12 protein-coding genes are annotated in these 10,882 nt (G+C 59.1%); 10 read left to right on the forward strand and 2 right to left on the reverse strand.

Translation table 11 applies throughout. The features are described from left to right. The first annotated feature begins 24 nt into the window (after window positions 1–24). The 6 genes from ccoG to nusG all read left to right on the forward strand — a co-directional run bounded on the left by ccoG (window position 25) and on the right by nusG (window position 5,287). Window positions 25–1,452 carry a cytochrome c oxidase accessory protein CcoG gene (ccoG, locus tag AC2FFD_RS20920; protein ID WP_170347271.1) on the forward strand — a complete coding sequence of 476 codons (1,428 nt, stop codon included), beginning with the start codon at window positions 25–27 and terminating at the stop codon, window positions 1,450–1,452. 2 nt (window positions 1,453–1,454) lie between these two features. Next, complete coding sequence (locus tag AC2FFD_RS20925; protein ID WP_170347270.1) at window positions 1,455–1,913, forward strand: FixH family protein; 459 nt, start codon at window positions 1,455–1,457, stop codon at window positions 1,911–1,913. A gap of 2 nt (window positions 1,914–1,915) precedes the next feature. Then, window positions 1,916–4,093 carry a heavy metal translocating P-type ATPase gene (locus tag AC2FFD_RS20930; RefSeq protein WP_496874036.1) on the forward strand — a complete coding sequence of 726 codons (2,178 nt, stop codon included), beginning with the start codon at window positions 1,916–1,918 and terminating at the stop codon, window positions 4,091–4,093. A gap of 5 nt (window positions 4,094–4,098) precedes the next feature. Continuing rightward, window positions 4,099–4,257 (forward strand): cbb3-type cytochrome oxidase assembly protein CcoS, encoded by a 159-nt coding sequence (ccoS, locus tag AC2FFD_RS20935; protein WP_117872195.1) that lies wholly within the window; start codon window positions 4,099–4,101, stop codon window positions 4,255–4,257. A 99-nt stretch (window positions 4,258–4,356) separates the two neighbouring features. After that, a complete protein-coding gene (secE, locus tag AC2FFD_RS20940; RefSeq protein ID WP_050605011.1) occupies window positions 4,357–4,554 on the forward strand; it encodes a preprotein translocase subunit SecE in 198 nt (65 codons plus the stop codon). Window positions 4,555–4,753: 199 nt separating this feature from the next. Continuing rightward, the gene (nusG, locus tag AC2FFD_RS20945; protein WP_152459924.1) at window positions 4,754–5,287 is read left to right on the forward strand and encodes a transcription termination/antitermination protein NusG; all 534 of its coding nucleotides are present in this window, start codon (window positions 4,754–4,756) and stop codon (window positions 5,285–5,287) included. Window positions 5,288–5,374: 87 nt separating this feature from the next. Here the strand turns inward: nusG and AC2FFD_RS20950 are convergent, their stop codons facing one another. Further along, on the reverse strand, window positions 5,375–6,604 hold the full coding sequence (locus tag AC2FFD_RS20950) for a peptidoglycan-binding domain-containing protein (RefSeq protein ID WP_496874037.1): 1,230 nt from the start codon (window positions 6,602–6,604) through the stop codon (window positions 5,375–5,377). 382 nt (window positions 6,605–6,986) lie between these two features. Here AC2FFD_RS20950 and rplK point away from each other — a divergent pair, with 382 nt between their 5' ends. Together rplK and rplA are read left to right on the forward strand one after the other, a co-directional pair. Further along, a complete protein-coding gene (gene rplK / locus AC2FFD_RS20955) occupies window positions 6,987–7,436 on the forward strand; it encodes a 50S ribosomal protein L11 (protein WP_170347267.1) in 450 nt (149 codons plus the stop codon). 1 nt (window position 7,437) lies between these two features. Further along, on the forward strand, window positions 7,438–8,136 hold the full coding sequence (gene rplA, locus AC2FFD_RS20960; RefSeq protein ID WP_257599368.1) for a 50S ribosomal protein L1: 699 nt from the start codon (window positions 7,438–7,440) through the stop codon (window positions 8,134–8,136). Between the two features lie 65 nt (window positions 8,137–8,201). On the opposite strand, the gene AC2FFD_RS20965 is transcribed toward rplA, so the two are convergent. Next, a complete protein-coding gene (locus AC2FFD_RS20965; RefSeq protein ID WP_496874038.1) occupies window positions 8,202–9,473 on the reverse strand; it encodes a DUF2254 domain-containing protein in 1,272 nt (423 codons plus the stop codon). A 330-nt stretch (window positions 9,474–9,803) separates the two neighbouring features. Between AC2FFD_RS20965 and rplJ the strand changes: the two genes are divergently transcribed. Next, on the forward strand, window positions 9,804–10,322 hold the full coding sequence (gene rplJ, locus AC2FFD_RS20970; protein ID WP_170347265.1) for a 50S ribosomal protein L10: 519 nt from the start codon (window positions 9,804–9,806) through the stop codon (window positions 10,320–10,322). Between the two features lie 79 nt (window positions 10,323–10,401). Then, entirely contained in the window at window positions 10,402–10,779 is a 378-nt protein-coding gene (gene rplL, locus AC2FFD_RS20975) for a 50S ribosomal protein L7/L12 (RefSeq protein ID WP_152459178.1), read from the forward strand. Window positions 10,780–10,882 lie beyond the last annotated feature (103 nt).

The following is a 10,882-nucleotide window of genomic DNA, read 5'->3' on the forward strand; positions in this document are numbered from 1 at the left end:
AAGACCCATTTGTGGAGCCAGCCAGTGAGCGATTCCGATCCCGCCCCCAGCCTTTACGCCGCGCGTGAACCGATCTTTCCAAGACGTGTTTCGGGCAAGTTCCGCAACCTGAAATGGATCATCCTCATCGTGACGCTGGGCATCTACTACGTGACGCCTTGGATCAGATGGGATCGTGGCCCCAGCCTGCCGGATCAGGCTGTTCTGCTGGATCTGGCGAATCGGCGTTTCTATTTCTTCTGGATCGAGATCTGGCCGCACGAATTCTACTTTGTCGCCGGTCTGCTGATCATGGCAGGTTTGGGTCTGTTCCTGTTTACGTCAGCCCTGGGTCGCGTGTGGTGCGGATATGCGTGCCCGCAGACCGTCTGGACGGATCTGTTCATTCTGGTCGAGCGGTGGATTGAAGGTGACAGAAACGCCCGCCTGCGCCTGCACCGTCAGGAAAAGCTCGATTTCCGCAAAGCTCGCTTGCGGATCACCAAATGGACGGTCTGGTTTCTGATCGGATTGGCGACGGGTGGTGCCTGGGTGTTCTATTTCGCGGATGCACCGACGCTGGCCCGCGATCTTGTGACGGGCAACGCGCATCCCGTAGCCTACACGACGATGTTGATCCTGACGGGTACAACCTTCTTCTTCGGCGGGTTCGCCCGCGAGCAGATCTGTATCTATGCCTGCCCATGGCCGCGCATTCAGGCGGCGATGATGGATGAGGACACGCTGGTTGTCGGCTACCGCGAATGGCGGGGTGAACCGCGTGGCAAAGGCAAACGGACGGCCGATTCTGAATTGGGAGATTGTATCGACTGTATGGCCTGCGTGAATGTCTGCCCTGTCGGGATCGATATCCGGGATGGTCAGCAGCTGGAATGCATCACCTGTGCCCTTTGCATCGACGCGTGTGACGACATGATGGCCAAGATCGGTAAGCCACGAGGGCTGATCGACTACATGGCGTTGAGTGACGAAGCCCATGAGCGATCCGGTAAACCCGCCAAGAATGTCTGGAAGCACATTCTGAGGCCGCGGACAATCATGTATACCACGTTATGGGCGCTGGTCGGATTCGGGCTGCTGTTTGCACTGTTCATCCGTTCTGACATCGATCTGACTGTTGCGCCGGTGCGCAACCCCACCTTCGTCACCCTGTCGGACGGTACGATCCGCAACACCTATGACGTTCGTCTGCGCAACAAGCACGGTGAGGACCGTCTGTTCAAACTGTCTTTGGCGGGCGATCCGGCGATGCGACTGGAAATCGAGGGAACCAAGATCGATACTGTGAATGTCACGGCGGATACGGCACAATTGACCCGTGTATATGTGTTGGCACCTCGCGACAGCGGTCCGGCCGCAGCAGAGGCGACACCAGTGCGGATCTGGGTCGAAGACCTCAGCAGCGGCGAACGCGCCTACAAGGACACCACGTTTAACGGACGAGGGAACTGATCATGGCCGAACGGAAATTCACCGGAAAGCACGCTTTGGCCGTGTTTGTCGGCGCTTTTGGCGTGATCATCGCGGTGAACCTCGTGCTGGCCTACAATGCGGTGAAAACCTTTCCCGGGCTCGAGGTGAAGAACTCCTATGTCGCCAGTCAGGAGTTCAACGAGCGCCTGAAAGAGCAACAGGCGCTGGGCTGGACCGTTCGGGCTGAAACCAAAGGTGGCCTTCTGATCCTGCACATCACCGACGAAAGCGGTGCGCCGGTTGAGGTGCGCGAATTGCAGGCCGTGGTCGGCAGGGCAACCCATGTGCGCGACGACTTTGTGCCGGATTTTACGTTTGATGGCACGGCCTATGCCACGCCTGCCACACTGGGCAAGGGCAACTGGAACATCAGATTGGTGGCGCGTGACGGAAACGGGGCCGAATTCTCGCAGCGCGTTCCGCTATACGTGAAGGGGTAGGCATGACGGCTCAGCTTTCATCCGGTACAGCGGCCTGCCCGGGCTGCCTTGCGGCCCCGGCAGAACCCGCCCGGCCCATACCGGAGGATGTGCAGATCGCCTTGTCGCTGCCGGGCATTCATTGCTCGGCCTGTATCGCGACGGTCGAGCGTGAACTGAACGCGCATCCCGGCGTCGAAGATGCCCGGGTGAACCTGACGCTCAAACGCGCGATGATCAAAGCCACGCCGGAAACGCGCGCAAGCGATCTGATCCCGGTGCTTGAACAGGCAGGATTCGAAGCACATGAGCTTGATCCGGGGGCTTTGTCCGCAACGCAGACGGACAAGGCCGGGCGTGATCTTCTGATGCGCCTGGCCGTGGCCGGGTTTGCATCCATGAACGTGATGTTGCTGTCGGTGTCGGTGTGGTCCGGTGCGACGGATGCAACACGGGACATGTTCCACTGGATTTCAGCGGCCATTGCACTGCCGGCCATTGCGTTCTCGGCCCAGCCGTTCTTTGCCAATGCCTGGAGCGCCCTGCGCGTGCGACGGCTGAATATGGATGTGCCGATTGTGCTGGCGATCCTGTTGGCGCTGGTCACGTCGCTTTGGGAAACCGCGTTGAGTGGCGAGCATGCCTATTTCGACGCCGCTCTGACATTGACCTTCTTTCTGCTGGCCGGACGGTATCTTGATTACCGCACCCGTGCCGCAGCGCGATCTGCGGCCGAGGAATTGACAGCGTTGGAAGTTCCCCGCGCCATTCGTGTGGTCGATGGGGCCGAAGATGAAGTTCCCGTAGCCGAATTGTGTGTCGGAGATCTGATCCTTGTGCGACCGGGTGGGCGCATGCCGGTGGACGGCCAGATCGTGTCGGGTCAGTCCGAATTGGATCGATCCCTTCTGACGGGTGAAACGGTGCCTGTTTTTGCCGAAGCCGGGCAGGTTGTGAGCGCGGGTGAAGTCAACCTGACGGGTCCGCTGACAATCCGGGCAACGGCGGTGGGTGAAGACACGTCGCTCCATCGTATGGCTGATCTGGTCGCTATCGCCGAGTCTGGCCGGTCCCGCTATACCTCGTTGGCCGACAAGGCTGCCAAGCTCTATGCGCCCGGGGTTCATATTCTGTCGGCGCTCAGCTTTGTTGGGTGGTACATCTATTCCGGTGACGTGCGCACGGCACTGAACATCGCGGCGGCTGTTCTGATTATTACCTGCCCCTGTGCGTTGGGCCTTGCCGTGCCTGCGGTAACCACGGCCGCGTCGGGCCGGTTGTTCCGCAAAGGGATGCTGATCAAGCACGCCACTGCACTGGAGCGGCTGTCCGAAGCCGACACGGTTGTATTCGACAAGACGGGCACGCTGACATCCGGCGCGCCGGAACTGGTCAATCTAGGAGACCATGCCCGCGCCAAGGTCGAGGTCGCTCTGGCGCTGGCCGAGGCCTCTGCGCATCCCTTGTCCGTATCACTGGCAAAAGCGGCGCGTGCGGCAGGGATCAAACCAGCAAATGTGCGGGGAATAGCCGAGGTTCCCGGCTATGGCACCGAGGGGGAATTCCGCGGTCAACGCGTTCGCCTGGGTCGGGCGGCCTGGGTCGGCGCGGATCAGGGCACCGACACTTCGGCCTGGTTGGCAATCGGCGAGGACGCACCCGTGGCCTTCCGATTCTCGGACGCGTTGCGCCCGGGCGCCGCTGAGGCGGTGGATGCCCTGCGTGCTTCGGGCAAACATGTGCTTCTGATGTCAGGGGATTCGCAGGGGGCGGTGCGCGCCTTGGCGGAAAAACTGGGAATCACGGATTGGATCGCCGAGGCATTGCCGCAGGACAAGGCAAGACGCATTCAGAATCTCAGCGATGAAGGCCACAGAGTTCTGATGGTTGGCGACGGGCTGAACGATACCGCTGCTTTGGCGGCGGCGCATGTGTCGATCTCTCCGGCCTCTGCGCTGGATGCGGCGCGGGTCGCGTCGGATATCGTGCTGTTGGGCAACGATCTTTCACCCATTGCGGATGCGTGCGACACGGCCGTCAAGGCCACCAGGCGCATTCGCGAGAACTTCAGAATCGCAACCATTTACAACGTGATCGCTGTTCCTCTGGCCGTTGCCGGACTGGCGACGCCACTGATCGCGGCCTTGGCGATGTCGACCTCGTCCATTACCGTGTCCCTGAACGCCCTGCGGCTGAGGTAACCTGAATGGAAGTGCTTGCCTATCTGATCCCGATTTCCCTGTTTCTGGGGGGCGTTGGTCTGGCCGCCTTTGTCTATACCGTTCGTTCGAACCAGTACGAAGACCCCGAAGGTGACGCGCGCCGGATCCTGAGCGACGAATGGGATGACAAACCCAAACCCTGAACGAATGCCCGATACAGGCAGAGTTGAACCAACTGCCCTTGAAATTGCCGCAATGCCCGGCTATGTCCGGCCCATCCGCTAGCAGAGAGAACACGCCAAATGGCCACCACCAATCCGATCCAGTTCATTCAGCAGGTCCGAGCCGAAGTCTCAAAGGTCGTCTGGCCGACCCGGCGCGAGGTGCTGTTGACCACGGTAATGGTCTTCATCATGGCGGCGTTGACGGCTGTATTTTTCGCTTTGGTCGATCTGGGTATCCGGGGTGGTCTGCAACTGATCCTGGGTGCTTTCAGCTAGACGGAATCGGCGCGCTGAAACGTCTCTGCCCCCTTGCGCTGCGGGCAATGTCAGAGTAGGTGACGCGGTACTATTCGGAATGGGCGTGTGGCGATTCGGGCTGCGCGCCGCTTTTTATTCCGGATGGCGTGACAAGATTTTAATGACGGGTGTGTCCGGTACGCTTGATGCCCCGAAGACAAACAAGGACGACAGGTTCATGGCGAAACGGTGGTACTCGGTCAGCGTTCTTTCGAATTTCGAAAAGAAGATCGCAGAACAGATCCGCACGTCGGTGGCTGAACAGGGCCTTGAGGATGATATCGACGAAGTTCTGGTGCCCACCGAAGAGGTGATCGAAGTGCGCCGGGGCAAGAAGGTCACGACCGAACGCCGCTTTATGCCCGGCTACGTGCTGGTGCATATGGAAATGTCGGATCAGGGGTACCACCTGATCAACTCGATCAACCGCGTCACCGGTTTCCTGGGCCCGCAAGGCCGCCCGATGCCGATGCGCGATGCTGAGGTCAATCAGATCCTCAATCGTGTTCAGGAAGGTGAAGAAGCACCTAAGCTGATGATCAGCTTCGAGGTCGGTGAGAAGGTCAAGGTCAACGACGGCCCGTTCGAGGATTTCGACGGCATGGTCGAAGGTGTGGACGACGAAAACCAGAAGCTGAAGGTTTCGGTTTCGATCTTCGGACGGGAAACTCCGGTCGAGCTGGACTTCACGCAGGTCACCAAGCAGAGCTGAGGAAACTCTCCCAAAGAATTGAAACGCCGCGATGCCAAGGGCAACGCGGCGTTTTTTTGTTCAGGTATTCGCTGAAAACGTATCGACCTATTGCGCCTGAACCATGGCCGCGCGCAAGAGTTGCGGGCGGTCGGTCTGGGATGGCAGGAACACAGCCTGCGATCCGGCATCCAGTGCCGAAAGGCTCGCGTCATACCACTGCATCGCAAGGTCGCGACGTTTCTGCACACCGAAGCCTTCGCGCAGATGGTGGCCAATCAACTCGCCATAGGCCGGCTCACCCATTGCGACCAGCATCAGGGCAGATCCAAGCGCGGCATCCATGTTGTCCTGACGATAGCCGATCGCCAGGCAGACCTTGCTTGTCGCGGCAAGATCTTGGGGGCTGAGGCCCGAGTCCAGCGCCAGCTTGCGCATCTGGGTTTCAGCCTCGGTTTTCGAGTTGATCGACAGAGCATCAACCTGAGGCGCCACCATTTCACCGTATGAATCGCATTGGGCGCTGACCTGCTCCGGTGTCAGTCCCTGGATATCCTGAATCAGATCTTCACCGCGCGCCATCGCGTAGCTGCGGGCAAGGCAGAACTGTTCACTGAGCGCAAAGTCGGGATCGGACATGTTCGCCAGGGTCGTATAGCCGCCATTGGTAGATGTTTGCAGCATGACCCCGCTACAGCGATTGGCCAGCGACGGGCCTCCGGTGCCGCCGGAAAACAGGCTCGGCAGGCTGGCAGACGTTGTTTCGGTTGTCTCGGGCTCAGGTTCTTGCGGTGTCGCAACCGGAACAGGTTGTGCCGGGGCGGTTTGTGCCGGAGCCTGAGGGGCAGCAGCCAAAGCAGATCCCGTTTGCACCTGACGGCGATACGCCATCAGAAGCGGTTGACCCGCAAGTTGCGTCGTCGCCTGTCCACCGCTTGTAGCCCAGTAATAGGCTTGCATCAGAAAGTCATACTGATACGGCTGAAAATCATAGCCGTTTACAGGATAACCCATCGAGGCCTGATAGCGTTCGATTGCGGACCGGGTGCCGCGACCGACCTGACCATCGACCCTTCCTGCATTGTACCCGAAGTAATTGAGCGCGGTCTGGGTTTGCGCACCTTGCGTGGTCGATGGAATACCTGACCGATAGGTGCGGTTCGATGTGGTTGTTCGCTGAGATTTCTTCTTTTGTTGGTCCTTGCCAATTGCGTAACCAACGATCCCGCCGACGACCGCACCACCAAGAAACTCTCCAGCGTCGGCCCGCGCCGTTTGAGGGATGGCCGCAGCAAGAGAAAAGGCGATGCCAAGAGTTAAAGCCAAACGAAGTATCATAATTAACCTCCACCAATAATCACATTTTTAACGGATTATAGCACGGTCATCCATGTTGTGGGGAAGCAAGCGCCAATGTTGCGATTGATCGGCGGCGAACTGGTGGTTTTTCACGTCTTTGCAAATTGTTAGAGGAATTCGAAACTGTACGGAGACACGCGTGCAGCCTCGCAGGCGGCAAGAATCCTCTCGGGGTTTGATTCGGTGTTGTCCGATTGGCGCGCCAACCACTTGTCATCTCTCCTGATCCCATGTAAACGCCGCCTCTATCGTCTTCGGGCGAGATTCTCTCGTGGGAGGTTGCCGGGGTCGCGATCCCGGACCGGACCACGCAACATAATCTGGGTGGGACGCGTTTCACCCAAGTTGAAAGGAAAACCAAATGGCCAAGAAGCTTGCTGGTACAATGAAACTGCAGGTTCCTGCAGGTCAGGCGAACCCGTCGCCGCCAGTTGGTCCGGCGCTGGGTCAGCGCGGCATCAACATCATGGAATTCTGCAAGGCGTTCAACGCCAAGACCGCAGACATGGAGCCCGGCGCTCCGTGCCCGACCGTGATCACCTATTATCAGGACAAGTCCTTCACCATGGACATCAAGACGCCGCCCGCGTCTTATTACCTGAAAAAAGCGGCTGGTCTGAAGCCGGTCGGCAAGCGTAACCGCCCCCGTGGCGCGGAGAACCCCGGCCGTGAGACCGTGGCAACCGTGACCACCAAGCAGGTGCGCGAGATCGCCGAAGCCAAAATGAAGGATCTGAACGCGACCGACGTTGAAGGCGCAATGAAGATCATCCTGGGCTCGGCCCGTTCCATGGGCATCGAGGTGAAATAAGATGGCAAAACTCGGTAAACGTACCCGCGCTGCGCGCGAAGCTGTCGCCGGCAAGGAAAACCTGTCGGTTGAAGAAGCAGTTGCCCTGGTCAAAGCCAACGCAACCTCGAAATTCGACGAGACCATCGAAATCGCGATGAACCTGGGCGTTGACACCCGTCACGCAGACCAGATGGTTCGCGGTGTTGTCGGCCTGCCGAACGGCACAGGTAAAGCGATGCGCGTTGCCGTGTTCGCACGTGGCCCCAAGGCGGACGAAGCGAAAGAAGCAGGCGCGGATATCGTTGGTGCAGAAGACCTGATGGAAAGCATCCAGGCCGGCAACATCGACTTTGACCGTTGCATCGCAACCCCGGACATGATGCCGATCGTCGGTCGTCTGGGTAAGGTTCTGGGCCCCCGCAACCTGATGCCGAACCCCAAGGTCGGCACCGTGACCATGGACGTGAAAGCGGCCGTGGAAGCAGCCAAGGGTGGTGAAGTTCAGTTCAAGGCGGAAAAAGGTGGTGTCGTGCACGCAGGCGTTGGCAAGGCGTCGTTCGACGAAGCCAAGCTGGCGGAAAACGTTCGTGCCTTCATCTCGGCCGTTGCCAAGGCGAAACCGTCGGGCGCCAAGGGCACCTATATGAAGAAAATCGCGCTGAGCTCGACCATGGGCCCAGGCGTGACCGTGGATGTGGCGCAAGCTTCGGGCGAATAAGCCGACACGTTCTTTCGGAAAGTCGAGCCCCGGGCGGTCATCCTGCCCGGGGTTTTCTTTTGCTCTCAGATAGCAGGTTCGACTGTGACCTGATTGGGTATTTCGCGCACGCGTGCCTTGTCGGCCTCCAGCCTGAGGTCGCGCTCGGCAACGGTCAATGCCTGGTTCGCAGCCGCCCGGGCCGCGGTTGTCATTGCTCCGTCTTGAGTCTGCGTCAGTCGGGTCAGCGCGCTGAGAATGGCCTCGTGGACTTCGACTTTGTCACCGGCATCCCGGGAAATGGCCGCATAAGCGTCACGCAGGAACGTGTCGATCGCGATCTCGGGGGCATGGATTCTCGGGAATTGCGGGTCGGCGGGTTGGGTGGGCCGCGAGCCAAGTGGCAGGAGAACCCGCAGCAACCTCTCGACCATCTGAATTGCCGTCATTGGGTCGTTGATACCCGGCGAGAGCGCGCGCTGCGCGATTTCGGACAGGGTTTGAATGCCAAAGCGGGGGTCTTGATTGAAGCTGCGCTCGGTCCCGATCACGAAGGCTTCCCCGATGGTTTCACCATCCATTTTCCGGGTCGTTCTGGCCAGGGGCTGGCCTTCCGTCACGAATTGCCCCGGCAGCGCCATGATCCAGATCTCGCAGTCATTCTCTTCGGCGCAGGAGTTCAGCATACCGACATCCACGTGGCGCACATTCCCTGTCGAACTGGCCCGCACGTCGTGACCTGTTTGCGGAACATCCGCGGCGGCTTGATACGGAATGGCTCCGAGGCACGGCAGTTCTATGGCTCGGGCCATGGTGCCCCTGGCGTTGTTTTCTATCTTGCGCGCCGTTTCGGAGATGCTGCCATAGCTGGGCAATTGGTCGATCCAGAGCAAGAGCGCCAGTGTCACCAAAAAGATCACCACCAAGGTGAACGCAAGCGCAACGGCGATGGACTGCTGGGTGTAGACCCCGGTTTCGACAAGGATCAGCGATACGAGCGCGAAGATGAATGCGCCGAGAAACGTGGCCAGCACGTTTTGCGAGACACTGTCTTCTTCGATCACCTGCTGGGCGCGCGGGGAGGACTGGTTCGAGGCCCATCGCTGTGCCGCGACCATGATCGACAGCGAAAAGGTCGTGACCGCCAGCATGGACGACGCCAGAATGCCGAGGATCTTTGCCACGGCCTCGGTGCTCAGCCGTTGTGTGAGAAAGTCGGGGACGAAGCCGCCGAGGTAGGTGCCAATCCCTGCGCTGACCACGGCGAGAGCGGCGATCAGGCTGGTGCGAACCCACAATTGGCGAGAAATCTGACGAAACAGGAATTGCGGCTTGGAAATGGATTTCAACTTGATCATCCGTTGATCCTGTTCGGGTTTGCGGTCATTGTCTACCGGCTTGGGGTTCGGGCCAATTTACCCCTTGGAAACCCCGGCCATCTGCCCTAATAAGACCTGCGGAACAAAGCGTGCGATTCGTCGTGCGCTTTGTTTTGTTTCGTCCAAGACGGTGGGTGGGTCCATTCGGCCCCTTAATTCCCTGCCTGAGACGGGTAAGACCAAAGAATTCTGGGGGTCCCACCCTCGGGCGCATTTTGGCCAATCCCGTAACAAGGACCTGAACGCCGAAGCGAAAGCTGCGGCAAATATGAGCCGGGGTGAGATTTCGCCCCTAACTTGGAGAGAACTGTGGATAGAGCCCAGAAAGAGAAAGTGGTCGAGGAACTCGGCCAAATCTTCGAAAGCTCTGGCGTCGTAGTGGTTGCCCACTACGCCGGTCTGACAGTTGCCGAGATGCAGGACCTGCGCGCGCGTGCACGCGAAGCGGGCGGTTCCGTGCGTGTTGCCAAGAACAGGCTCGCCAAAATCGCCCTCGAGGGTAAGCCGTGTGAAAACATGGCCGACCTGCTGACAGGGATGACCGTTCTGACCTATTCCGAGGACCCTGTGGCAGCAGCCAAAGTGGCCGAGGACTTCGCCAAGGAGAACAAGAAGTTCGAAATCCTTGGCGGTGCAATGGGCGAGAACGCTCTGGACCGCAAAGGCGTCGAAGCTGTTTCGAAAATGCCGTCTCGCGAGGAGCTTATTGCTTCGATCGTGGGCTGCATTGGCGCACCTGCTTCGAACATCGCCGGCGCGATTGGCGCACCTGCAAGCAATATCGCAAGCATCCTTTCCACCATCGAAGAGAAGGCGGAAGCTGCGTAAGCGGTTGGCACTGAATGATCTGCGTGGGGCGCATGCCCTGACGTTGGAACACACACTGTAAACGGAAAGAGCTGATAAAATGGCTGATCTGAAAGCACTCGCAGAAAGCATCGTGGGTCTGACCCTGCTGGAAGCACAAGAACTGAAAACCATCCTCAAAGACGAATACGGCATCGAGCCCGCAGCTGGCGGCGCCGTAATGGTCGCAGGTGCAGCTGGCGACGCCGGCGGTGCAGCTGAGGAAGAAAAAACCGAATTCGACGTCGTTCTGAAGAACGCCGGCGCATCGAAAATCAACGTCATCAAAGAAGTTCGCGGCATCACCGGCCTGGGCCTGAAAGAAGCCAAGGAACTGGTCGAAGCCGGCGGCAAGATCAAAGAAGGCGTGGACAAAGCAGAAGCAGAAGACGTCAAAGCCAAGCTGGAAGCAGCTGGCGCCGAAGTCGAGCTGGCCTAAGCTTGGTCTCAGGTGCATCGCTGATGTGCCGAAAAATTTGGCTGGGTCCGGAGAAATCCGGGTCCAGCCGAACCTGTCTTAGAAAGGGCCTCAAGACCTGAGG

The organism is Ruegeria sp. YTSC002 (genome assembly GCF_059609845.1).